Source organism: Bacillus sp. MZGC1 (genome assembly GCF_002998605.1).
In the GTDB taxonomy this organism is placed as follows: Bacteria; Bacillota; Bacilli; order Bacillales; family Bacillaceae; genus Bacillus.
This window is the reverse complement of the sequence record NZ_PVRE01000004.1, coordinates 212,048-238,100: the sequence shown is the minus strand read 5'-3', so window position 1 is coordinate 238,100 and position 26,053 is coordinate 212,048. Positions and strand designations below refer to the sequence as shown.

Annotated in this window: 18 protein-coding genes; 12 read left to right on the top strand and 6 right to left on the bottom strand. The window is 42.2% G+C overall.

What is annotated here, in order from left to right; all coding sequences use genetic code 11:
- Nucleotides 1–8: 8 nt before the first annotated feature.
- Both C6Y06_RS14280 and C6Y06_RS14275 read right to left on the bottom strand, forming a co-directional pair.
- A complete protein-coding gene (locus C6Y06_RS14280; protein WP_106037091.1) occupies nt 9–1,334 on the bottom strand; it encodes an LLM class flavin-dependent oxidoreductase in 1,326 nt (441 codons plus the stop codon).
- 200 nt (nt 1,335–1,534) lie between these two features.
- A complete protein-coding gene (locus C6Y06_RS14275; protein WP_066031332.1) occupies nt 1,535–3,319 on the bottom strand; it encodes a right-handed parallel beta-helix repeat-containing protein in 1,785 nt (594 codons plus the stop codon).
- Nucleotides 3,320–3,582: 263 nt separating this feature from the next.
- On the opposite strand from C6Y06_RS14275, the gene C6Y06_RS14270 reads away from it, so the two are divergent.
- Entirely contained in the window at nt 3,583–5,076 is a 1,494-nt protein-coding gene (locus C6Y06_RS14270; protein WP_060595527.1) for a peptide MFS transporter, read from the top strand.
- A gap of 44 nt (nt 5,077–5,120) precedes the next feature.
- Here C6Y06_RS14270 and C6Y06_RS14265 read toward each other — a convergent pair whose 3' ends face one another.
- Nucleotides 5,121–6,554, bottom strand: coding sequence for an amino acid permease (locus C6Y06_RS14265; protein ID WP_081311447.1), 1,434 nt, complete (start codon nt 6,552–6,554; stop codon nt 5,121–5,123).
- Nucleotides 6,555–6,879: 325 nt separating this feature from the next.
- Here C6Y06_RS14265 and tcyA point away from each other — a divergent pair, with 325 nt between their 5' ends.
- From tcyA to C6Y06_RS14240, 5 genes are all read left to right on the top strand, one after another.
- A complete protein-coding gene (gene tcyA, locus C6Y06_RS14260; protein ID WP_003213831.1) occupies nt 6,880–7,695 on the top strand; it encodes a cystine ABC transporter substrate-binding lipoprotein TcyA in 816 nt (271 codons plus the stop codon).
- Nucleotides 7,682–8,374 carry an amino acid ABC transporter permease gene (locus C6Y06_RS14255; protein WP_106037090.1) on the top strand — a complete coding sequence of 231 codons (693 nt, stop codon included), beginning with the start codon at nt 7,682–7,684 and terminating at the stop codon, nt 8,372–8,374. The genes tcyA and C6Y06_RS14255 overlap by 14 nt, the downstream gene beginning before the upstream one ends.
- Nucleotides 8,375–8,386: 12 nt before the next feature.
- Complete coding sequence (locus C6Y06_RS14250; protein ID WP_106037089.1) at nt 8,387–9,130, top strand: amino acid ABC transporter ATP-binding protein; 744 nt, start codon at nt 8,387–8,389, stop codon at nt 9,128–9,130.
- A 144-nt stretch (nt 9,131–9,274) separates the two neighbouring features.
- The gene (locus tag C6Y06_RS14245) at nt 9,275–9,919 is read left to right on the top strand and encodes a YczE/YyaS/YitT family protein (RefSeq protein WP_034664112.1); all 645 of its coding nucleotides are present in this window, start codon (nt 9,275–9,277) and stop codon (nt 9,917–9,919) included.
- A 184-nt stretch (nt 9,920–10,103) separates the two neighbouring features.
- The gene (locus C6Y06_RS14240) at nt 10,104–10,796 is read left to right on the top strand and encodes a 4'-phosphopantetheinyl transferase family protein (RefSeq protein ID WP_106037088.1); all 693 of its coding nucleotides are present in this window, start codon (nt 10,104–10,106) and stop codon (nt 10,794–10,796) included.
- Here C6Y06_RS14240 and C6Y06_RS14235 read toward each other — a convergent pair.
- Complete coding sequence (locus C6Y06_RS14235; protein ID WP_060595525.1) at nt 10,793–12,130, bottom strand: aminotransferase-like domain-containing protein; 1,338 nt, start codon at nt 12,128–12,130, stop codon at nt 10,793–10,795. The two genes, C6Y06_RS14240 and C6Y06_RS14235, sit on opposite strands and share 4 nt — an antisense overlap.
- Before the next feature lie 130 nt (nt 12,131–12,260).
- On the opposite strand from C6Y06_RS14235, the gene C6Y06_RS14230 reads away from it, so the two are divergent.
- The 6 genes from C6Y06_RS14230 (at nt 12,261) to C6Y06_RS14205 (ending at nt 17,082) form a co-directional block, all read left to right on the top strand.
- Nucleotides 12,261–13,175 carry a DMT family transporter gene (locus tag C6Y06_RS14230; protein ID WP_060595524.1) on the top strand — a complete coding sequence of 305 codons (915 nt, stop codon included), beginning with the start codon at nt 12,261–12,263 and terminating at the stop codon, nt 13,173–13,175.
- Nucleotides 13,176–13,545: 370 nt separating this feature from the next.
- Nucleotides 13,546–13,845, top strand: coding sequence for a hypothetical protein (locus C6Y06_RS14225; RefSeq protein ID WP_034664121.1), 300 nt, complete (start codon nt 13,546–13,548; stop codon nt 13,843–13,845).
- Nucleotides 13,846–13,912: 67 nt separating this feature from the next.
- A complete protein-coding gene (locus C6Y06_RS14220; RefSeq protein ID WP_106037087.1) occupies nt 13,913–15,334 on the top strand; it encodes a hypothetical protein in 1,422 nt (473 codons plus the stop codon).
- A gap of 8 nt (nt 15,335–15,342) precedes the next feature.
- A complete protein-coding gene (locus C6Y06_RS14215; RefSeq protein ID WP_034664125.1) occupies nt 15,343–16,032 on the top strand; it encodes an ABC transporter ATP-binding protein in 690 nt (229 codons plus the stop codon).
- Complete coding sequence (locus C6Y06_RS14210) at nt 15,989–16,522, top strand: stage II sporulation protein M (protein WP_060595522.1); 534 nt, start codon at nt 15,989–15,991, stop codon at nt 16,520–16,522. Before C6Y06_RS14215 ends, C6Y06_RS14210 begins: the two co-directional genes overlap by 44 nt.
- Before the next feature lie 20 nt (nt 16,523–16,542).
- Complete coding sequence (locus C6Y06_RS14205) at nt 16,543–17,082, top strand: hypothetical protein (protein WP_060595521.1); 540 nt, start codon at nt 16,543–16,545, stop codon at nt 17,080–17,082.
- 28 nt (nt 17,083–17,110) lie between these two features.
- Here the strand turns inward: C6Y06_RS14205 and C6Y06_RS14200 are convergent, their stop codons facing one another.
- Nucleotides 17,111–17,851, bottom strand: coding sequence for a thioesterase II family protein (locus C6Y06_RS14200; protein ID WP_106037086.1), 741 nt, complete (start codon nt 17,849–17,851; stop codon nt 17,111–17,113).
- A 6-nt stretch (nt 17,852–17,857) separates the two neighbouring features.
- Nucleotides 17,858–26,053 (bottom strand): non-ribosomal peptide synthetase, encoded by an 8,196-nt coding sequence (locus C6Y06_RS14195; RefSeq protein ID WP_106037085.1) that lies wholly within the window; start codon nt 26,051–26,053, stop codon nt 17,858–17,860.

Here is a 26,053-nt window from a genome sequence, read left to right as displayed (position 1 = left end):
CCTCACCCTTATGTCGTGTAGCGATTTTTTGGCTGTGTTAATCCTAGATTTTCTCGTAAGGTTTGTCCTGTATATTCTGTTTTGAATAGACCTCTTTCCTGAAGGATTGGGACGACGCGGTCTACGAACACATCCAGCCCTTCTGGCAAGAGCGGCGGCATGACGTTAAAGCCGTCTGCTGCTTCTTCATTGATCCATGTTTCCATCACATCTGCTAGCTGCTCTGGTGTTCCAATGAAAATATTATGACCACGAGAGCCGGCAACCGATTGATAGAGCTGGCGAATGGTCAGGTTATCCTTTCTCGCCATATTCATCACAAGATCAAAGCGGCTTTTCACCGCATTTGACGTGCTTGGATCAATCTCTGGAAGCGGTCCGTCTAAAGGATACTGAGACAGATCAATCCCACCTAAGTAGTTTTGCAGAATGCTCAGCCCAATCTCAGGAACAATCAGCTCCTGTAATTCTTCATATTTTGCTTTGGCTTCTTCCTCTGTATCAGCAATGATCGGGAAGATACCCGGCATGATGCTGACGTCCTCTCTAGCACGACCAGCAGCCTCAACTTTCTCCTTCAAGCTTTGATAAAATTCCTTCGCTTTTTCGAGATCGTTTTGTGCAGTGAAAATGAGCTCAGCTGTTTTCGCTGCAAGCTTTTGACCATCTTCGGATGATCCTGCTTGAATGATCACTGGCTGCCCTTGAGGCGTGCGTGATACGTTGAGAGGACCCCGTACTGAGAAGAACTCACCTTTATGCTGGAGCTCATGAAGCTTACTAGATTCAAAGAATTCTCCCGTTGCCTTGTTTCTGACAAGGGCGTCTTCCTCCCAAGAATCCCAAAGACCTTTCACGACCTCGACAAATTCTTCTGCTCGCTCATACCGTTTATGGTGTGCTAAATGCTCTTCTCCGCTAAAGTTTTTCGCTGTTTCTTCAATAGAAGATGTGACCACATTCCATGCCGCTCTTCCGCCTGATAAATGGTCAAGGGAGGCAAACTGTCTTGCAATATGGAAAGGCTCACTGTATGTAGTAGATGCTGTTGCTGCTAAACCAATTGATGAAGTAGACTCAGCAATGGACGAAAGCAGGGTGAGCGGTTCAAATCTCGTGAGTACATTCGGATGAGAGGTTTGATTAATGGATAAGCTGTCGGCTAAAAAGAGCAAATCCAACTTTCCTTCCTCTGCCTTTTTCGCTAATTGTTTAAAATAATCCAGGTTCATGGCTGCATCTGATACGGCGTTCGGATGTCTCCAAGAGGCAACATGATGTCCAGTTCCTGCGATGAATACGCCTAGCTTGAGCTTCCTTTTCGGCTGTGACACTTGTTCTTCATCCTTTCTATATCCTGCTGTATCAAACTGAGGTCCTCAGAAGATACATTTTTCTGATTGAATTAATCGGTTTTATCAATAAAAAAAGGGCAAATGTTGCGAAAAATGAAAAATAATTATTACTATATGCCCTTTTTACAGGATTGTCAACCGCCTTCTGAACCTCCAAAATTAGGGATTTCACCCGTTCATCATGGTGTGTCGATTTCAATATTTCCGATGAGCCGGTCTGTGGTATGTGTGACCAATTGGCTGCGTTCCAGCATGTTATGGGCGATCACGGAATGAGTGGAAGATATAGTGCGGACGGCAATCGCTTTTTGAGGAGATAAATTAATGATGTTATTCCGCAGCACACGGGCTGAGGCGGCTTGATCGATAAAGATCGCCGTCGGCTGTCCGAACGAACGATTTAAATAAAAGCGGTTATCTCCAATTTGCGGTGAACCATTTTTAATATACATCACCACATATAAAGATGTTTCTTCAAAGGAATTATCTTTAATTTCTAATGGACCCGTCGTGCTGCTGTATAAGGCGTAATTTTGGTAGTGCTTAAAGCGATTCTGCCAGATGAAAGCCTTTGCACTCCCAGTGATACTGATCGTATACGAAGACGCAAGCTCTGGGTGTCCTTCTTGAATAAAGTGGTTGCCGTTGATTCCAGTTTCCCCTTCCTGCACCCATATCCCTCTGCTGAAATCTTTGAATTGATTGTGCTGGATCAGGATATTCGTTCCTCTCACCATCGCCCCATCGATCACCGAGTAGATTGTATTGTTTGAAAAGACGACGCTATCCGATTGATAGATACGCAGCGCTGCGCTTCTTTGCCCTGTATTCGTCCCCGATTCAATATGATTTCCTTCTATTAGAATACGATTCGCCATATAAACGGACACAGCCGCATCTTCAAATAGACTGATCTTATTTCCTGTAATGTGAACGCTGTCGCCCCTCACATCAATCCCTTTTTCAAATCCCTCAATCATATTGCCAATAATGATCACATTGTTTTCCGTTTGACCAAGAGAGACACCTAAGCTCGTAATTCCTGCTTTTGTAACGCCTCCTCCCACTGCACGGATCAAATTGTTGGCAATGATTGTTTCGGTGGCAAAGCCATAGGAGATACTGCTGTCTGTATGATTGCCTTCAATGATGACACCATAGCCGTTGAAATTATAAATGGAACTTGCAGCACCACCTCTTACAATGTTGTTTCGAATTTGAATATTCAGCGGTTCTTCCATATTAACTGCTTTTTCTCCGTAGCCTTCAATATCAATACCCATTCTCGGCTCGACTCCGTTTACTCCTGCTCTCTCCAGCAGACAGTCCTCCACAATGACCCCATCACAGCCTGTAATCGAGATATTGTTTCGTCTTGAATCTGTGATGTGGCAGCCAGAAATATGAATAGATGAAGCAGGCGAGTACGATTCAGCTTGTGATAATAAACCGTGGGGACTGACAATGATGCCGTCTCCCGTACAATTCTTGATTTGCACACGATTCACTTCCACATGGGAGGCCCCTTCAATACATATCCCAAAGCCCCACTCATGGGTTTTTCGTTCAGGGGGAAGCGACTTGTACACATGCTCATGACGATCCCCTTCGATTCGCCCGCCCCTGATGGTCACATGCTGAACCTTTCCTATATAAAAGGCCGCATATCCCCACGAATCATTTGGTTTTACCTTAATCACGGCATCCGGCGCCATCTCAATGTACATATGACTTGGCACCCGTATGCCTGCACCTCGGAAAGGAAAAAATCGATCACCTCTGTACACTGCATCGATTACATACGTGCCGCTCGGCAGCCAGACGTGGGAATACCCCTGTGCTTTCGTCCATTCTAAGCATTCATTGAGCCTCGCTGTACAGTCCGTTTCCCCATCCGCAATCACACCAAAATCTTGTACATTGACAACAGGTTTTTTTAGATCAGATTCATTCAATTCCCCCAACCTAAATCCCTCCTTTTCACACAAGTCCTCTTGTCATCCTATGCATGTGTAAAAGGTTTGCTTGTACAATTCTTCAAATTTTAAGTAAATTCTTCCGATATAACTTTCTGACCATTCTCACTTGAAAGAATGTTTCATTTTTTTGAGTCTTTACGCCTATTGAACTAACATTTTCCTGTTTTAGAATAGTTTTATATTGACACAAGAACTATACAAGAATATCATTTTTCTCATATCTCTTTTTTTAAGAAAGGATCTATGCCATGTCTACAATTGACCACGATAAAATTGTTAAAAGTGTTCCTCAAAAAGGGTTTTTTGGACATCCTAAAGGACTTTACACACTGTTTTTCACTGAATTTTGGGAGCGTTTCTCTTATTACGGCATGCGTGCACTGCTTATTTATTATATGTACACAGAGGTGACAAAAGGCGGTCTTGGTTTTGATCAGACGACAGCCAATTCGATCATGTCTGTCTACGGTGCGCTTGTCTATATGTCAGGCATTATTGGAGGATGGCTCGCCGATCGAGTATTCGGTTCGTCCAGTACGGTCTTTTATGGCGGGGTTTTCATTATGCTTGGACATGTCATTTTAGCTTTGCCAAGCGGAGCAACAGCGCTCTTTATTAGTATGGGACTGATTATTATTGGGACGGGCCTTTTGAAGCCGAACGTTTCAAACATTGTTGGCGACCTGTATACCAAAACGGACCCTCGCAGGGATTCTGGCTTTAGTATTTTCTACATGGGCATCAACATGGGTGGTTTTATTTCCCCATTAATTGTCGGAACACTCGGTCAAAAAGTGAACTTCCACCTCGGATTCTCACTTGCTGCCGTTGGGATGCTTGTTGGACTTATTACATTTGTGATCACGAAAAAACCGAACCTTGGTCTTGCCGGCACTTATGTGACAAATCCGTTATCAGCTGCTGAACGCAAGAACTTCAAAATTTTCGGAACATTGATCATCATTGTGCTCGCTGTTTTTGTTGTCATTGGCATTCAAACAGGCGCACTCACGATTAATCTATTCACTTGGTTTGTCAGTGTGCTTGGTGTGCTCATTCCGATTGTGTATTTCATCGTCATGTATTTCAGTAAAAAGACGAGCTCAGTGGAGCAATCCAGGGTTCTCGCTTATATTCCATTGTTCCTTGCTGCGGTGATGTTCTGGGCAATTCAAGAACAAGGCTCAAACATTTTAGCCACATATGCAGATCAACGAACAAACTTGAATTTCCTAGGGATGACACTTGCCTCTTCGTGGTTCCAATCATTGAACCCAATCTTTATTGTGCTGCTGTCTCCTGTGTTTGCTTGGTTGTGGATTAGGCTTGGAAAGAAACAGCCGTCTACCCCGATTAAGTTCTCACTTGGCCTTCTGTTTGCAGGATTATCCTTCATCATCATGATCATTCCTGCCTACATGTCTGGTCCGAATACACTTGTGAGCCCATTATGGCTCGTTCTGAGCTTCTTCCTTGTCGTGATCGGAGAGCTCTGCTTATCACCAGTTGGGCTGTCAGCAACAACAAAGCTTGCACCTGCTGCCTTCTCAGCGCAAACGATGAGCCTTTGGTTCCTTTCAAATGCGATGGCACAGGCGATCAATGCGCAAGTGGTCAAACTGTTTGATAAAGTGCCAGAAACCGTCTATTTCGGTATCATCGGAATGCTTGCCATCGTTTTATGCGGTGTGATGCTGCTCTTAACACCAGTGATCAAGAAAGCAATGAAAGGCATTCATTAAATGAAAAAAGAAGCCTCCCGATTGGGTTGGCTTCTTTTTCTGGTTTAAAACCGGATCTCATCATCTCCATGGATTTGCAGCTTAAGCGGTTCACTTTTCGCCTGATGCTTTTTCACATAGCGGTGATAGACGACATACCCAATGATCATGAGAGGGACGCCGACATATAACCCAATGCGCTGTTCCTTATCAAAGGCAAGGCTGATTAAAACGATTGTGTTGAGTGTAATCGCAATAATTGGCAGAACCGGATAGAGAGGGGTTTTAAATTTTAAGTTTTCCAGCTTTCCGCCTGCTTTAAGATATCTTCTGCGGAAAAGCATCTGTGATAATGTAATGGTGATCCAGCCAGTCTGGGCACTCATGCCGGCAATGGACACGATCCAGGCAAATACTGTTTTCTCTGCAAAGAACCCGGATAATAGCGAAATCCCTGTAAACAGGAATGTGAGCAGTAAGGCATTCATCGGAATACCGCGCTGATTCACGCGTCTAAATGCTTTTCCTGCCATTCCTTCCTTCGATAAGGAATACAGCATTCTCGTCGATGCATACAAGCCAGAGTTGGCAACAGATAATAAAGCGATGATAATGACAAAGTTCATGATGTCTGCCGCAAAAGGAATTCCCGTTCTCTCAAATACAGTAACAAATGGACTTTGCAGCACACTCGCTTCCTTCCAAGGCACCATACCCGCTAAGACAAAGATGGATAAGACGAAAAAGACGAGTGTACGCCAAACCGTCTGATGAATCGAACGAGGAACGGTTTTTTCAGGGTTTTCACTTTCCCCTGCCGCAATCCCGATCAGCTCTGTTCCTTGGAATGAAAAGTTCACGGTGATCATCGTGACCACAACGGCGAGCAATCCATTTGGAAACAAACCATCACTCACAAAATGACTGAAGTAAGGGGCAGGTTCACCGCTCGTTGTTTCAATAAAACCAAACATCGCCGCTCCGCCTACACCTATAAAGAGTAAAATCGCAATAATCTTAATGGTTGAAAAGAAAAACTCCGACTCCCCGAACGCTTTCGCCGACCGGGCATTTAATAAGAAAAGACACATTCCAAATATGAGACACCAAATCCACACATCCACTTGCGGGAGCCAGCGCCTCATCAGCTGTCCTGCTGATAAGAATTCTAGGGCGACCGTTGCCGCCCAGCCAAGCCAATAAATCCAGCCGACAGCAAAACCCGCTGCAGGGCTGACAAATTTCGTCGCATACGTATGAAACGACCCCGACACAGGAAGTGCGACCGACAACTCTCCAAGACACAGCATGGTTAAATACATAATCAATCCGCCCACAATATAAGAAAGAACGGCTCCAACTGGCCCTGCTTGTCCAATCGTATAGCCCGTTCCTAAGAAAAAGCCTGTCCCAATGACACCGCCAAGTGAAATCATAAATAAATGGCGGGAGGTCATCGCCCTTTTCAGTTGTTCGGGCTGATTTTGTCCAACATCCACAATGATGCCCTCCTTCTTCTAAGATGCTCAGTTATCAAAACATGTCTCCATGTGATTCATTCCATTTTCAAAACAACCTACTAATTATACATCTTTTATAATAAATATTCTTCCTTCTATGGTCACTGTCTCAAAGTCTTTATTTTAGTAATGTTCGCACAAATAAAAGATGATAGGCTTTATAGACGTTAGAGGTTTGAAAGAAATGGGTTGCGGGCATAAAGTTGGTGAGATTCGCTCAAGCTAGTTTCAAATGCTTTACTTTTAGGTTGCTTCTCTGTAAGATCATATGTTGTAAATACCAACAAGAAAAGTGGGGAATAAAATGAAAAAAATGTTCTTTGCCATTATGTTAGGCGCTTGTGTTGCATTGATCACGGCATGTGGATCTGGTGCAAGCGACAACGCGAATAAACAATCTGGGTCTAAGGAATCAGGTGACCTTTGGAAATCCATTCAGGATAAAGGTGTTCTGACGATCGGAACAGAGGGTACTTATGCTCCTTTCACATTCCATGACAAAAAGACAGATAAATTAACTGGCTACGATGTAGAAGTCATCACAGAAGTAGCAAAACGTCTTGACTTAAAACCTGAATTCAAAGAAACACAATGGGACAGCATGTTTGCTGGACTGAATTCAAAACGTTTTGACGTGGTAGCGAACCAAGTTGGTAAAACTGGACGTGAAAATCAATATGAGTTCTCTGATAAATACACAACGTCTCAAGCCATTGTTGTGACAAAATCAGATAACAACGACATCAAGAAACTATCTGATGTAAAAGGCAAAAAAGCAGCACAATCTTTAACAAGTAATTACAATAAACTAGCTACAGATGCTGGTGCTAAAATTGAAGGCGTTGAAGGCCTTGCACAATCGATTCAATTGATTCAGCAAGGACGTGCTGATCTGACGTTCAATGACAAGCTGGCTGTATTGAATTACTTGAAAACAAGCGGGAACAAAAACCTAAAAGTTGCATTTGAAACAGGAGATCCTCAAGAAACTTACTTTGCATTCAGAAAAGGCAGCGGCGAAGTCGTTGACAAAGTGAATGGCGCATTAAAAGAAATGAAAAAAGACGGTACACTTGCTAAGATTTCTAAGAAATGGTTTGGTGAAGATGTTACAAAGTAATACCCTGGGAGTCGCCATTCCTTGGGATCTTCTTCAGCAATCTTTTTGGCCAATGGTGATGCAGGGGATTTATTATACAATTCCCCTCGCCATCATTGCCTTTATCATTGGTATTTTTATCGCGCTTGTGACAGCTCTTGCTAGAATGTCTAAAATCAAAGCCCTCAGATGGATTTTCTCCATCTATGTGTCGGCCGTTCGCGGAACGCCGCTTTTTGTGCAATTGTTTATTATTTTCTATTTCTTTCCGACATTTAATATCACACTGGATCCATATCCAAGTGCCATTATTGCTTTTTCATTAAACGTAGGTGCGTATGCATCGGAAATTATTCGTGCATCCGTCCTGTCTGTTCCAAAAGGACAATGGGAAGCTGGTTATTCGATCGGGATGACGCATCGTAAAACACTCGTCCGCGTCATTTTACCGCAGGCTGTGCGTGTATCGATTCCGCCGCTATCTAATTCATTCATTAGTTTGGTGAAGGATACATCTCTTGCCTCTCAAATCCTCGTGGCAGAGCTTTTCCGTAAGTCTCAGGAAATTGCTGCAGCGAACTTGGATCAGATATTGTTCATTTATATGGAAGCAGCCCTGATCTATTGGGTATTCTGCTTCATTCTATCGCTCGTTCAGCATCAAATTGAAAAACGACTTGATCGATATGTCGCAAGGTAAGGAGGGAACGACATGCTAACAGTCAAAGGTCTTAAGAAATCCTTTGGTGAAAATGAGATTTTAAAGTCAATAGATTTTACGATCAACAAAGGGCAGGTTGTAGCCATTCTTGGCCCATCAGGTTCAGGAAAAACAACGATGCTTCGCTGTTTAAATGCACTTGAAACACCAAATGGCGGCTCCTTTACCTTCGATGATTTCTCGATAGATTTTTCGAAAAAAAATAAATCAGCTGACCTGCTGAAGCTTCGCCGAAAATCAGGAATGGTGTTTCAGGATTATCACCTGTTTCCACACCGCACAGTGCTTGAAAATGTGATGGAAGGTCCTGTTCAAGTACAGCGCCGTCCAAAGGAAACGGTTCGAAAAGAAGCCATCCAGCTCTTGCAAAAGGTCGGTCTTGAAGATAAAAAGGATCTGTATCCATTCCAGCTCTCAGGCGGTCAAAAGCAGCGTGTCGGGATCGCCCGTGCACTTGCCATTCAGCCAGAGCTCATGCTTTTTGATGAACCAACCTCTGCACTTGACCCTGAGCTTGTCGGGGAAGTCTTAAAGGTCATGAAGGATCTAGCGAAAGAAGGCTGGACCATGGCAGTGGTCACACATGAAATCAAGTTTGCCCAAGAAGTGGCAGACGAAGTGATTTTTATTGATGGCGGCGCCATCGTCGAACAAGGCCCTCCGGAAGAAATCTTCAAACGACCGAAGGAAGAACGAACAAAACAATTCTTAAACCGGATTTTGAATCCAGTATGATGAAAAAAGGCTGTTCTCACGTGATGAGAGCAGCCTTTTTTCATATTTTTAAAAGTAAGCGATTACAATTGAGCAAAGCCATTTAAAGGGGCGTGGGAGTATGTTACGATTGAATTCGAGTGTTTAAGAAAGAAGGGAATGCTTTTGAAGCGGGAACATCTTTTACGTTGGTTTTTTTATTTTGTTGGATTGATCGTACTAGCTTTTGGATTATCGCTGACAGTGAAAGGAAAGATTCTTGGGATTGGTCCTTGGGACGCTTTCCACTACGGACTGTTTCAGCACTTTGGACTCACGATTGGACAGTGGTCCATCATTATTGGTGCACTGATCGTGACACTGACTTCTGTTTTTACGAAATCATTTCCAAAGATCGGCGCATTATTGAACATGGTGCTGATTGGCGTGTTTATAGATTTCTTTAATGCGGTATTGCCTGCACCACATGGGTATTTACCCGCTTTATATGTGTTTATTACAGGCGTTGTGGTATCAGGGTATGGTGTTGGCATTTATGTCTCAGCCAATCTTGGCGCCGGGCCAAGAGATTCATTAATGCTGCTCATCTCAGCGAAAACAGGATTGAACGTGCAGTGGGTTCGAAATGGCATTGAGTTAACAGTGCTTTTATTTGCATGGATGCTCGGCGGACCGATTGGCATTGGCACGATTCTGACTGCTATTTTTACAGGTATCGTCCTTCGTTTCTCCTTGCCGCAGTCTACACGGCTCCTGCAGCTGCTTATTACTAAAACAGCAGAGAAACCTGTTCAAACGCTTATCAGATAAGAACAAGCCATTCTACAAAAAGAATGGCTTTTCTTGTGCTGAAATAAATAAACAGATTTCTCTTATATTCATAAGATGAAATAAGCCTACATCTGTCATTTTAGGCTTTCAGTGAAAAGGAGGCTGTTTCCCTTTTGTACGGCGCTCACCAATGTTACAATCAATGTAAAAAATTGAGGTTCTTATGAAGATATTTGCTATCCAATTACTACACTTAGATGAAATAGGTGCACGACAACAAATCGATTGCCTGAAACCCTTTGTATCACCTGCAAAGCGTGCTGCGGCTGAGCGCTTTCGTTTTTTGGTCGATGCAAGAAGGACCCTGTTAGGTGAGGTGCTGGTTCGTCAAATGATCCATGATATGTACGATCTGCCTATTGATCAAATCGTTTTTGCAACAGAGGGCAATGGCAAGCCTGTCGTCCGGCACATTCCTTCTTTTCACTTTAATCTTTCTCACTCTGGTGATTGGGTCGTATGCGTAATAGATGATGCACCTGTAGGTATTGATATTGAGGAGATCAAACCGATTGATCTAGCGATTGCTAAACGATTTTTTTCAGCAGATGAGTATGAGGATTTACTTTCACAACCGGCAGAACGGCAGGAAGCCTACTTCTTTCATCTATGGTCAATGAAGGAGGCCTTTATCAAGCTGACTGGAAAGGGATTATCTTATGGTCTTTCGTCCTTTACAGCCCGTCTGTCAGAGGATGGACAGGCGACGTTGACATTACCTGATCATGAAGCGCCCTGCTTTGTTCAAACATACTCACTCGATCCTGCCTACCAAATGGCGGTGTGCACACGAAAACCTTCTGCGGCTGAACGTGTTGAGATACTCTCTTGCAAAGATGTACTGTCCCGTCTTTAATATCGCCCAATTTGCTGAAGTGCTGTCTTTAGCAATTCGACTCCACGTGTGATTTGGTCTTCTTTCACATGCCAGATGTTCAGCTGAAGAATGGGGTCTTTTTGATGGGTCGACAGGTAGTGGCGGCCGATTGACTGAACGGAAACAGATGCCTTTTTCAGCTGCTGAATGAGCTGATTCATCGGAATTGATCGATCGACACGAAGATGTGTATGGGTAGCTGGCTCCTCTTCTCCCAGTTGATAAGCGATTTGATCATTTTTCAGACAAGTCACCAGCTGTTTGGATCGGTTGCGATAGGTTGTCTGCATTCTGTCTCGATGCCGTTCAAACATCCCGCTTTTTAAATATATTTCTAAGGCTGCCTGTGACAGCATGGAGCTGTCGATGTCAATGAGCCGTTTGTGTTCACTAAAAGGTCCAATCAGTTCCTCAGGTAAAACGACTGCTCCTGTTCGAAGTCCTGGAAAGATGATTTTGGAGAAGCTTTTTAAATAAATGACCTTACCCGCCTGATCATACGAATAGATCGGGTCTCTTTTTGCGTCGAATTCTAAATCGGCTATATAATCATCTTCAACGATATAGACATCATATTTCTCAGCAAGGGCTGCAATCGCTCTTTTCTCCTGTTTTGACAAGCTCGTTCCAAGCGGGTTTTGAAACCTTGGCATCGTATAGAAAAAACGAATCTCCTCTTCTCGAAAGATACGCTCCAATTCCTGAAGATCAATTCCCTTTTCCGTCCGCTGAATCCCCCGCACAGGCAGTTGATTTTTCTCTAAATATTGGAGATATAGGTGATAGCCAGGCTGTTCGACTAGTATGGTCTGTTTTCCATTCGGAAAAGGGATGGTGCTTAAAATGGATAACGCCAGCTGAATACCAGAGGTCATGACGATCTGTTCTGGATTTGCAAATACTTGATAATCCATTAATCGCTTAGAAATGACTGGCAGCAGCGATGGTAAGCCGTTGGCTGTGCCATAAATAAACAAGTCATTTTGATACAAATCAATCGCTTGGTTGATGCAGTGCTGAAAATCGACATATGGAAACACAACGGGATCAGGTGCAGATGAAGCAAAATCAATCCATGTGCTATCCTGTTTACCCGCTGACTGCTTCGTTTTCACGACATAATAGCCGCTTCTTTCTACAGAATACAGCAGATGTTCACGTTCTAATGTGTCCAGTGCTTTGATGACAGTGCTTTTACTCACTCCATATTGAGCCACTAAATGACGAATGGAAGGGATCTTCATGCCAGCACTGTATTCACCAGACGCCATTTTCTCTTTTAAGCTGAGAATAAGCTGATCATATTTCCTCACACCGCTTCCTCCTTGTACCGGTACAGATAACATGTTCTCTTATTGTACACCTTAGATGATCCGATTACGATAGAAGAACAGAACCGGTCAATTCAACTGAAGCATGCATGCTCGTGTAAGGAGTCAACTTGTGAACATTTCAAAACAGAAAGCGTATGCTGCCGCGATAGGCTACGCCACGATTATTGGTTTTTCATTTTTGTTTGTCAAAATTGCATTAGAATCAGCAAACCCGATCGATTTATTGGCACACCGCTTTACGATTTCTTTTGCAGCCGCACTATTGCTGTATCCATTTTTACGAAAGAAGAACCGCTTCTCCATTCAATGGCGTGACCTTCTCTACATCGTACCGTTTTCCTTGCTTTACCCTGTGTTGTTTTTTGCTTTTCAAGTATGGGGGCTGATGTATACTTCTTCGTCAGAGGCTGGTATTATTCAGGCAACGATTCCCATTCTGACGATGGTGCTGGCCGCGTGGTTTTTAAAGGAACGCGCGACATGGATACAAGTACTGTTTACCCTTCTTTCTGTGTGCGGGGTGATGCTTCTCTTTGTCATGAAGGGAATTGATGTAAAGCATTCACACATGATCGGCTATGTGCTGATATTGCTTTCAGCCTTATCCTCCAGTGCATATAGTGTATTTGCCCGGGTGATTACACGGCGCTTCCATGTGATTGAACTCACCTTCGTGATGACATTCTTTGGGTTTGTCTTCTTCAATGCCGCTGCGCTCATTCGGCATTCGGTTAACGGGACAATGCCGCAATTTTTCAGCCCATTTACACAAGCATCCTTTGTATGGTCGATGCTCTTTTTAGGCATTCTTTCTTCACTTCTCACGGCATATTTATCAAACTATGCCCTCTCTCAGCTTGAAGCGGCAAAGGTCAGCATCTTTAACAATTTATCTGCGTTTATTACGGTCGCCGCTGGGGTTCTCATTTTACATGAAACAATCGATTGGTATCATCTCATCGGAGGTGTGCTGGTCATTGGCGGAGTGATTGGTGGGAATGTAGTGAAGAAGCGGAATTCATAAGAAAAGCGGTCTCTCAAACGAGGACCGCTTTTTTTTAATGTCTGATGAAGTGTTGATTGCTTGTCAGGTCAATGCACCTTCCTCTATTTATCCAAGCGAGAAATATTGTAACAAAATAGTTAGAATTACATAATGGTTCTATTTACTTCGCACTTCATAGATAGTTACTGAAGTATTATCATTATCAAATTAATAAAATACAAGTTTATGAGGTGTTATTTTCTGAATAAATTCGCCATCAGTCCTGTTATTTCATCAAAATAAATCTGAATATTCCATTATATTGGAAAATACAGTACAAAAAACCCATTTATCTAAAATCCTTTTTATGTATAATATGGGTATATAAGCAAGGGGGGAGGTGTTAAATATGGAAATGGGTTTAAAAAATAGATTGTTCGCAATCCTAGGCTTGAGTCTTATTTTCACTTTAACTTTAACAACTATGATTTTATTGACTCTTGAACCAGTCACACCTTTTGCAAATCTAGCAGCAAACTATCCTCAAATACCTACTTGGGCATTAACTTCTATTAGTGCAATTCTAAATGCTGCTGGTACAGTTGGTGCTATTGCTGCTGTCCTAGGTACTTTTGGACTTGGTGCTATTGCCTCTCTAGTAATTAGTTATGCTAGGAAATATGGGGTTAAATACGCTATTGCTTTCTAAAAAATGAATTTTTATAGAGAAGGTGTAAACGCCTTCTCTTTACACCTTTAAAATGGAAGTGTTGTAAATGCATAAATATTTAACATACACAAAAATCTTGTTAATCAATGATTTAAGAAGACATCAACGTAATAATGCTCTCATTTTTGTATTTTTTTCTTTCTTATACATAATTACTCCCCTATTACTAGGTGTATTAACTACTTACTTAGTTAAAAATTTATCAATAATCTATCTATCGTTGTTTATATTAATGTTCACAGTAAATATTGATAAGAGTTTAATGAGGATACTTTTCTCTTCAGATAAAAAACAGATGGCTATTTTAAAACTCCAGCTAGATCAATATATTTTCGGTAAAGATATGAGTAAGTTTTTTAGTATTATGGTTGGATTATTATTCTTCATTCTAGGTTCTTACTTAACAAATTTAAGTATACATGGGTTTCAAGGATCTTTAACACTAGCAGCTCTGGCCATCACTTCTTTCATCTTAGGTTACCTACTTAGATTGCATGTATTGTTACTACTTTCAAACCCCAAATTTTTCGCAATTTCATCAACTATTGGATATATAACTACAGGTCTCATTGCACTTTGGGTATTCACTGTATTCAAATTCAATTTATTAAAAAGTTCTTTATCTAGCTATTCAATATATATTATTTTAGGCTTCACATTCATTAGTATACTTTTAGTGATTTATTGGAGAAGAAACGTTCGTAATGTGCCAATTTTCCATTTCCAGAAAAAAGCGAAAGAACAAAAAGGGACATCTAGAAAATTTAATCATATATTGTTTTATGAAATTACACTCCTCATGAGAAATCCCCCTATTCAATGGTCAGTATTATTATTTATATTAACAATATCCGGGGGACTGTTTGGTTTAATTCTTTATGGTGTTAATACGAACCAACTTGAAACATTAAATATAGAAAATGATTTTTTATTTATTTTTAGTGTTATTTTTCCTATGATTTTTATATCAAATGCAATACAACCGTATGTTTCTTTTGATATTGACGGTCCCATTCTCCCTTTAAAACGAAAATTACCTAACTTAGTTAAAAATAAAATCAAAAATAAGGTTATTTTATCTATCATACTACATTTGTTGTTTTGTATTTTATACACCATTTTTTCAAGTTTCACAATAAAACTAGATGAGCCTGTATACGTGATAATCACTTTAGTAAACACCTGTATACTTGTAGCTATTTGCACTGTAGGTTCTACTGTCGTATTTCCATACTTCAAGTGGGAATTTGTTTATCAAGTTCCTAGTTCCCTTAGTAAATTGACTTTAAATATTTGTTATGGTTTCATTTTAGCTTTATCAGTAATTTCATCCTATAGCACAGTATATTTTATTGTAACAAATATCGTTATGGTCACTAGTTCACTTATTATTATATTTTTAATAATTAGATTTTGGGATAGAACAATAAATAAAAACTACAAATCATTTAAAACATTATTTGAGTGAGGGATTGTATGTTATCACTTCATAATCTAACTAAAGAATATAAAGATTCTAACTTTAAAGTTATGATTTCTGAGATGCATTTCAAAGAAGGTTCAATAATTGGCTTATTAGGTAAAAACGGTGCTGGAAAAACTACTATTCTAGAAATGATAGCTGGGTTAATACAACCTGATGAAGGCCAAATATTGATAAATCATAGCAAGCAAAATTTCTCATCTATAGGATATATGGAAGACGATCCAACTCTATTTGAAAACTTAACTTGTTTTGAATTGGTAAAATATCAATCTATGCTTGTAGAACAACCTTTAGAAAATGACCAGATCAATGAGATGTTGCGTAACTATGGATTAGAAGAGCAAACACATCGGCGTTCCTCTTCTCTTTCAAGAGGAATGAGACAAAGAATGTCCTTTATTCTAACAATATTACATAATCCAAACATTATTTTATTAGATGAGCCATTTACAGGTTTGGATCCTACAAACATGGCTGACATGAAGAAACATTTAAGAAATTTCAAAGAAGCCAACAAAATCATTTTGCTCTCCACTCATATCATTCAATTTGCAGCAGACTTATGCGATGAAATCCTTTTTATTGATAATGGTACTATTATTCACTCAGAAAAAAAATCTTCAGGAGTGACTTTTCATGAAGATCAACTCGAAAAGAAATTTTTTGAAAAATTATCTTAAAATTTTTTTGGTTTTTATTATATTTTTTTTAGGAGGTTTTAGTTTAAGTGTTTTTGCTTCAACATTTATAGATAGTATTGATTTTAAAAACAACATAAATATTGACAGCTATCAAGAAATTTTCTTTAATAACCTTTTTGTGTCAATTCTTATATTAGTTTCTGGAATAGTTAGTTTAGGCTTGTTATCTAGTATTATTATTTTTTTAAATGGGTTTTTCCTAGGTGCATTTTTCATATCGTATACGTATATATACGGAATTGACATAGCACTATACTATATTATTTTCCACTCTCCGGTGGAAATTGTCGGGTTGTTTCTTTTTTATTTTGTCTCATTTGATATATCAAGGCAAATTATGCGGTATATACTATCTAAAGACAAAATCTCTTTTAAAACAAAAGGGAAAATCTATTTCAGTCAGCTCATAACCGGGGTTTTCTTTTTATTTATTGCTTCTATTATTGAATTTTATTTCATAAAAATTTGATATTGTTAAAGGGTGTTATTATGAAAAAACACATTTTATTAGTATGTATGCTCTCTGGTATTATAGCTTTTATCCTTTCTATATTAAAAATGGATGAAATAAATAAAAATCTACTTGAGCTGCAACTTGAAGGAAATCAAGATATAATTGAATTTAGTAAGTGGATAGGTATTTCTCTTGCTGTTATTGGAGAAGTATTCAAGCCTATAGTAGAAGTTTTATTTTTTTCATTAATCATTTTTCTAAGCTTTATAATTTTTGGAATAAAAGATTCCTATAAAAGTATATTTAAAAGAGGGGTATTATCTTACTATTTCATCTTAATAGGTAACTTGATTGTCATTATTTTATACCTCTTTAATGTACCTAATGCTGAACACACGATCACAATTCCATTTTTGTGGAATATTAATATTTTTGTTATAGTCTCATTTAGTGTATGGTGCTATTCCTACGTGAAAAATCAAGAAAATAGAAGTTATAAATTTTACATCCCATTCGTATTATTATTCTTATTTTCTTTGGCCATATCAGCGTTTTCAAGTATTATTCCTCAGTAAAAAACGACCCAATATGGGCCGTTTTTTCTTATTTCTTTATCAATTGTTGTTTGACTGCAAGGTCAATCACATGTCTCATCTGTTCTGCGAAGTGCTCGAGGTGTGTGTTGATGTACATGTGGCCTCCATCGAAATTGGTGCGTTTGATGGTCTTTGCCCATGGCAGCCAGCCGTTTGCATCTTGCATGCATTTTTCATCTTGTGTTCCATTGAATAAATAAACCGGTGTTTCGATGACGGATTGATCTTTGTGCTGGAAGGTTTCCAGCGCCTGATAGTCTGCACGTAAGGACGGCGTAAAGTAATCCATCATTGGTTTGTTCTCTAATAATTCCTTTGGAATCCCGCCCATTTCGGCAATATGCTGAACAAATGCTTCATTGGATAAATGGGTCAGGATCTGCCGTTTTGTTTGCGGCGGCTGAATGGCCGAGATCACAACTGCTGCCGGATAGACCCCTTCCTTTTCTAGCAGCTGCGTCAGTCTATACACGACAAGTCCTCCCATGGAATGTCCGAACAGGATAAATGGGCGGTTCAGGTTGCCTGTAAGCCCTTCTTTGTACAGCTCAGCCAATTGGTCAATGCTCGTTTCGAGCGGCATGAGATTGGTTCCATGTCCTGGGGGCTCTGCTGCTGTTACTTCGGCAGAGCCTTTTAGCTGTTCAAAAAGTGGACGGTACGAGGCGGAATAACCGCCTGCAAAAGGAAAACAAATAAGCTGAATAAGGTCTGATTTTTTTTCAAAGGTTTTAAATAACTGATTCATACGTCCTTACCCCTTTATAATCGTTTGAAGAATCCGTGCCAGTTCATCTGCCTGCGGCCTTTTCATCATGGTGACATGGTCTCCTTTGATGTGATAATACGAGCACGTTCCTTTCGTATAAGCCTCCCAGTCTGAGAACTTCTTCTGGAAATCGATGGCGTGATCACTGCTTTGTACAATATAAAACGGCACAGGGAATGGTTCTTTTTCTAATTCAATGGCTTGTGACATGATCGTATTATGCGTTTGCATTTGCAAATATTTATCTAAATATTGATCATTCATAAATTGATGAACCACTTCATCCTTTTCTGCCTCTTTGAGTATTGTCTGTTTCACTTCTTGGAAGCTCAGCCCTTGTAATGCTTCTGGCTGGATGCCGACGAGATTTCCCATTCCAAGGACAAGCGCAAGCATTTTCACTTCTTCTTCGTTCATATCGGCATGGAGCGCCTGATCTGCCTCATCTCTTAGCACGGGCACCGTATCTAAAATGATCAATCCTTTCGGCGCTTTTCCTGCATGGCAGAGCCGCTGATTCATTCCGTAGGCAAGATGCCCGCCCATTGAATGCCCTGCTAGATAGTCAATGCCTGGTCGATAGAAGGTCTCAATGGCTTCAATAAAAATGGTGACAAGCTCTGTGTAATGAAGGAATTGCGGTTCTTCATCCTCATATAAGCCAGGAGACTGCATGGCATAAACAGCGCCTTGATGTGTCATCAGCTTAGCAACATCGATATAGCCCATGACCGTTCCACCGGCAGGCGGTGCAAAGAATATTCTCGGTTCAGCTGGATCGCCTTTTTTCAGCTCAATCACATAGTCCTTCGGAGACCTTTCGACATGCTCCCCGGCCTCTGGCATTGCGTCTACATGTGCGGCTAGCTGAGCCGGTGCTGGATGCATGAAAATCCATTTTGGATCAACACGAATCCCCTTTTCTTTTAATTTGGCAACAGCCTGGATACTCATAATCGAATCGCCGCCTAAATCAAAGAAGGAGTCATGCATGCCTACTTGTTTGACACCAAGCACTTCCTTGAAAGCTGTGACAATCCGCTGCTGCGTTTCGGTGATTGGTTTGTCATCACCCTGGGAAAGAGAGATCGTTTCTGTCGGCTCTGGCAGTGCTTTTTGATCAACCTTTCCGTTCGTTGTGACTGGCATTTCGTCCATTACAATAAAGTAACTTGGAATCATGTAGCCTGGCAGGCTTTCCTGCAAAAATGCTTTCCAGCCCGGAACAGGATTCTCCCCGTCTGTGACAAGGTAGGCTGCCAGCCGTTTAGAGCTGCCATACGTTTTGGCGATGACTGTACATTCCTTTACTTGCGGATGCTTGAGGAGAGCTGTTTCAATTTCCCCACATTCAATCCGGTAACCTCTAATTTTTACGAGGTTGTCTTTTCGGCCGAGATATTCAATGGTGCCATCTGAACGCCATGTACCAAGATCACCTGAACGATACAGCTTGTCTCCCTCTAGTTCAGGAAATGGATTGTCAATAAAACGCTCCTGCGTCCGCTCTGGATCATGAAGGTATCCTTTTGCCAGCCCTGTGCCGCCGATATAGATTTCTCCTTTGACGCCTGCTGGCACTGGGTTGAGCGCTTCATCTAGTATGACGACAGTTGAGTTCGATACCGGAACACCAATTGGAACTGATCTTGCACCCTCTGGCATGTGCGTGACTTGATGTGTTGTTGCTAAGGTCGTATTTTCTGTTGGACCGTAAGCATTGATGAGCACACCCTCCATATGTGGGAGTACCTTTCGTGCATGCTCACTAGACATCGCTTCTCCGCCAACAAGTAATGTGCGGTAGCCTGCTACACTTTTTGGATCGTGCTCCACCAGCCGATTGAATAATGGGGTTGGCAGACAGTTGGCTGTCACTTGATGCGTTTTGATCAACCGTGATAATTCATCCATATTCAGTGCGGCATATTTTGGGATCAGAATCAGCTGACCGCCATTCAGCAGCATTCCCCATAATTCAAATGTAAAGGCATCAAAAGCATAGTTTGAGAGCTGAAGCATCTTGTCATCTGGACCTAGTTCAATATAGTTTGTTTCTCTAACCAGGCGGACAACTCCTGCATGAGGGAGCATCACGCCTTTTGGTGTACCTGTTGAGCCTGATGTGTAGTTGACATAGGCCAGCTGGGCTTCCCCTATGATCGATTGTTCTCTTTGATACACTGCATCTGTTTCTGATAACGGCTTGTCCATGTTAATCTTTGTACCTGTAAAGCCTACTAGACGACTCGCAAAATGAGACTGAGTGATGATCACATCACTTTGCGTATCGCGAACGATGAGGCGGATGCGTGCATCTGGATATTCAGGCGACATCGGAACATACGCAGCACCAGACTTGACGATACCTAGCACCGAGACAATCATGTCAAAGGAACGATCAAAAAGCATCGGTACCAGTGAACCTGGTCCAACTCCTTTAGACTGCAAGTAAGCAGCAAGCTGTGTCGCCTTCTCATCCAACTCTTGATACGTCATGTGCTCTTCCAAATAGGACAAGGCAATACGGTGCGGATCACGCTGCACCTGTTCTTCAAACAGCTCTTGAAGGGTCCGTTTTGGATATGATGTAGCCGTTTGGTTTTTTCCTATGATCATGGCGGCCTGTTCCGCTTTGTCCATTAAGCAATAGTCAGAAAATGTACGTTCAGGCTGAGCCGTCATACCATCTAGCAGATGAAGATAATAATTCATATAACGATGGATGGTCTCTTGATCAAATAAATCTGTATTGTATTCCACATGGATCGACAGCTGATCTCCCTGTTCAAATACATGCAGGGTGAGATCAAATTTAGACACTGTATGATGGACCATCACATGTTCACTTGTCAGCCCTTTGAGGTTTACATTGAGCGAATCTGTTACATACCCCATGGCCACTTGGAAAATAGGCGATCGACTTAAATCTCTATCCAACGAAAGATCATCGACAAGCTTGTCAAATGGATAACGCTGATGCTCAAATGCTTTTAACGTCAGCTCTTTCACGTTTTCCATGACATCAGCAAACGTATCTGCTGTGGAGATATCCTGCCTCAGCGCAAGTGTATTCACAAACATCCCAACGAGCTTCTCTGATTGTTTGGCATCTCGCCCTGCGATCGGCGAGCCAATGATGATATCTGTCTGTCCGGACAGCTTGTGAAGCAGGACGTAGTATGCTGACAGCATCGTCATGAACAGCGTTGTGCCCTGCTGCTTGGACAAAGCCTGCAAACGGCGGATAAGCGGTTCTTCCAAGACGATTTGCTCTGTAGCGCCGTTAAATGTTTGAACCGGCGGACGAGGGCGGTCAAACGGCAGCTCTAGCACTGGAAGTTCACCTTGTAAGGTATCGAGCCAATAGGTTTGGTCTGCTTGATGATGCGTTAGTTGCTCATTTTCCCAATGAACATAATCTGTCCATTCGATTTCCAACGCCGGGAGCTGCGGCGATTCATCTGAAAGAAGCCCGTCATATGCCACTTCTAACTCCTGAATGAGCAGGCTGAGCGACCATGCATCTGAAATGATGTGGTGCTGCGCGCAAAGAAGATAAAATTCCTCATTGCCCATATCCACAATCGTCCACTGCGCAAGAGGTCCTCTTTCTAAATCATAGACGCGGTTTGCCTCTTGCTGAATAAGCTGCTTGAGTCTTCTCGTTCTCGTTTTTTCATTAAATAATGAGAAATTCGCAACTGTGACGGATGGCGGAAGGTCTTCACGTATCAGTTGAACTGGCTTGCCGCCAAGCGATTTAAATGTTGCACGCAGTGCTTCATGACGTTTCGTTAAGAGACCAATCGCTTTTGTTAACGCTTGAATGTGCAGTTGTCCTGTCAGCTTCCAAGCACCTAATATATTGTAATGATGGCTCTTTTCTAATGTGGATAAGAACCAAATGCGCTTCTGAGCATGTGACAGCTCATAGCTTGTTCGCTTTTCAAGCTTTGGAATCTTGGCTTCCTGAACAGCCGGTGCCCCTTTGATGTCATCAACCATTTGCGCCAGATGGGCCAGATGCTTACTTTCAAATAATATTTTTAAAGGCGCCTTGATTGAACATTCATGATTGATCCGAGAAATAGTTTGAGTCGCCTTTAATGAATGCCCGCCAAGGTCAAAGAATTGATCCTCTTTGTACACACGATCTACGTCTAAAATGTCCTCCCATATGGCAGCAAGAATTTGCTCTGTTTTCGTTTCTGGCAATTGTTTTTCAAGGGGTTGTCCATTTTTGTGATGATTCAGCTTGAGGGCTTCATGATCAATAGAGCCATCTTGTTTTTTCGGTATTTCCTGTACTTGCTGAATATCCCAGTCACCTTTTGTTACGCCTGCGATATCTTCAAGATGCACTTCTTTGCCAGACTGAACCGTGTAAAAAAGCTTTTTCTCAAAAGTCGGTATTGGTGCTGGCTGAAGATACTCAGCGATTTCTGGATTGGCTCCGTCTAGGCCGATAAATAGATGCGCTTCATTCAGCCGGGCACCTAGACATAATGAATGGAGACCTTGCTTCTTTCCAATCAATTGAAATCCCTTGCGAACGGTTAGCGCTGCGCCGGTATGTCCCTTAGACAAACCAAGATTATCCCACATGCTGAAGTTCAAAGAGATCGCCCGTCTTCCTTCTTGAAAGGTGAGAGCGTGCGCAAGTCCATCTAAAAAGCTGTTGGCTGCAGAGTATGCCCCGAATGTTGTGCCGCCAAAAAAGCCATTCACCGATCCAAAAAAGACGAGTGGTACTGCCGGGTCATGCTTGAAGGCTTCCTGCAGGACAAACGCTCCGTCTGCTTTCCCTGACAGCTCCTTTGTGAAATCCTCTTCTGACGTATGAGCCAATGCATACTTATCCGCATGCTGAAAATGCTCTGACACATTGCCAGCCCCAGCTAAATGCAGCACGCCTCGGATCGATTGACCAAAATGTTTTTCTGCTTTGTAAATCGCCCGCTCGACATCAGCTAAATCGGTCACATCCGCTTGTACATAGATGACGTCACCGAAGTCTTTTAGCTGTGAGAGCGCCTCTTTCTTTTCCAAGCTGCCTTCCAGAGATGTCCTTCCAATCAATACGAGCTTTAGGCCAAATTGGAGCATCTGCTTAGACAGCTCAAATCCAATACCGCCAAGACCTCCAGTCAGCAAATAAAGACCTTCATATTCTAAAAACCCTTCTGTTTGAGGTGCTTTCATCATATTGACTTTTTCCAGCTTTGGTACGAACCTGTGCCCGTTTCGGTATGACACCTCCGCTTTTATATGAATCGCTGACAGCTCTTCAGCAATGTGCTTTGCATCCTGTTCCACATGCTCCGCTTCAATATCAATATGGGACACCTCTGCTCCTTCCCATTCTTGCAGGATGGTTTTTAATAAACCAACGAGCGACGTTTTCTCCACATGAAGATCGTCTTCAGGGCTTACAAATTGACCACCCTTTGTCACTACGACAAGCCGGATCGGCTCTTTGTTTTCTTGTCTCCATGCTTGATACAAGTACAAAATAGATTGATTGGAACTCGCATGCATTTCTTTGAACTGCGCAGGCTCAACGCTGGCTTCTTTGTCTGTCACATTCCACAGGTGGAGCACCTGCCCGGTCTTTAATTCATCTGCTTCAAGTGCTGCAGCGAGCCTGACATAATCCCCCTTGATTCTCGGGTTCATTTGATACATTCCTTTGGACAGACGCAAAAATTCATGCCCTTTTTTCACAGAAACATAGGACTGATTTCTTTGTTCTAATTGTGCGTAAAGCGATTGGTACAGCCCTTTTTCATCCTCGAAAACGAGTACATGATCAGCAGAAGGCTGAGACGGACCAATATGCTCCTTTGCCCAAGTGCGTTTGAAAAACCAATCTGGGAGTGTTTGTTCATTTTCAGAAGCAAGATCCAGTGCCCTTTCAATGTCACGGAATACTCCCTCTTTTAGCGCTGCACCTAACTGGGCACGTTGGATTTTCCCACTCTCTGTTTTCGGAAATTGGTCTTTTTTCACCGGAATGATGTGATCAGGCTCTATCCCGATTTTTCGGATGATGGCCTCTCTAATCTGCTGAATCATCGTGATTTGTTCCTCTATCGAATCTTTTTGCGAGACAAAAAAGACGGCAAGCGTGTCGTTGCTTGATTCGGGATTGTAAATGCCGTACGCAGCGGCAAAGGTGACTTCAACCCCGTCCACCTCTTCCACAACCGCTTCAATTTCGTAATTCAAATAGTTGGCTCCGTTGATGACGATGATGTCCTTTTCCCGGCCTGTCAGAACAAGACGCCCTTCGTGAATAAACCCTAAATCCCCTGTGTGAAACCAGCCATTTTCCGCAAATACCTCTTGATTGGCTTCCTCATTTTGATCATAGCCCATCATAATCGTTGGACTCTTCACCTGTAAGCGCCCGACCTGATCTTCTGGCAGCACATGATGATGCTCGTCTACAATCCGAATCCATACAGACGGAATAGGTACGCCGACTTCTGTAAACGTCATTTTGTGCGGATGATCTTGCTCCACGTATTGGATCTCACCTGTTAACGAGGTCTGATCAATCGTCAGCTGTCCATCCTGATCATCATGCCGCATGAATTTCTTTGATTGAACAATGGCTGAGGATGTTTCAGACATGCCGTACGCCGGCACCATCGCATGGCGGCTTAATCTGTGCTGACCCATGATATGCATGAAGCGCTGCGTCACTTTTGGAACAACCGCTTCGGCTGCATTCATAATATAAGTCAGTGTGGAGAGATTCCAGCTCCCCTTGCGAATGTCGTCCTCATATTCATTCATCATGGCAAAAGCAAAATTCGGTGCCCATGTCCTTGTGACGCCGTATGTTTCTACCCAATCCAGCCACACCATCGGCCGCTCGATAAATTGATCGATGGATGGACTAATCTGCTGGCAGCCAAGGTAGACGTCATGCACATGAAACATGACAATGCCTCCTACATGATCAAGCGGCATCCAGTTAAGCGACACATCCTCATGCGTAAAGCCATTTGTCTGCTCAAAGGAGATGATCCGAGATAAAATACTTTGATGGTTGTGACGGATACACTTAGGCACACCCGTACTTCCTGAAGAGAGCAGCTGAAGCACAGGCTCATCCGGCTCTGGCTCATAATGCTGTTCATCCGGTTCACACGAGAGCAATGTTTCGATTGTTAAAATAGGCATGTCTTTTGCCTCAAATGCCTCACGCAGCCCAGCAATGTCTTCAGCACTTGCTTCGTTTGTAATAATAAACGGTTCATTTTGCAGCTGAAACACGCCCTTGAGCTTGTTCACTCCTTGATTCATCTCATCATAAACAGGCGGCACAGAGACTGGAGTCGGAATGATGCCACCGAGAATACAGCCCCAAAACACAGTGATGAAATCGTGATGATCTTTTAATTGAAGTAACACTTGATCGCCGTTTGTCAGGCCTGCTTTCCTTAAACCAGACAGAACCCGTTCTGCGTTTGTGAGTAACTCAGGATAGGTTTGGGTCAACGTGCGCCCGCCTTCTTTGATATAGATCACCCCGCGGTCAGGTGACATAAAGGCTGATCGAATCAGCACCTCTGTCAGTGTGACAGGTGTGCCTGGTTTTTTGATGACATCCCCGCCATACACAAGTGCTGGCGGCTTTTCATGAGCGGATGCTTGCTTTGTTTCGCCCTCTTCATTCTTCGAGATCGATATGTTCCCTTGCGCACGCTGCCGATTAGGAAACAGATCATCTAGGTGATAAGGCATTTGTTTTTCTGTCTGACTTTCAATGAGAGCGGCCGCTTCCTCCACTCCATCTATGGCTTTCGTACGCTCTTCTATCTTTCTTAAACCCTCTTCATCAATGATGTCGATCGAAAGCAGTGCTTCTGTATCGATGGCTCCACTTTCTGCCCTTGGCAAGGAAGGCAATAAGACGAGAGCGGCTGGTACTTCATGAGGATGAAGCGGGCCTTTCATCAAGTCCTCTCTTGTCAGCGAAGGGTCCTTCGCCTGTGCAAATAGCACAAGCGAGAGGCTGCCTTCTTGATTTTTCTTAGGGATTAACACACATTCCTTTAGCGGAAAATGAAGCATCATGACTTGCTCTAATGCTTTCAGATCGATTCGTTTTCCGTTGATTCTGACGATATGATTTGCTGCATGTCCTTTTCGTCTACTAACTAACAT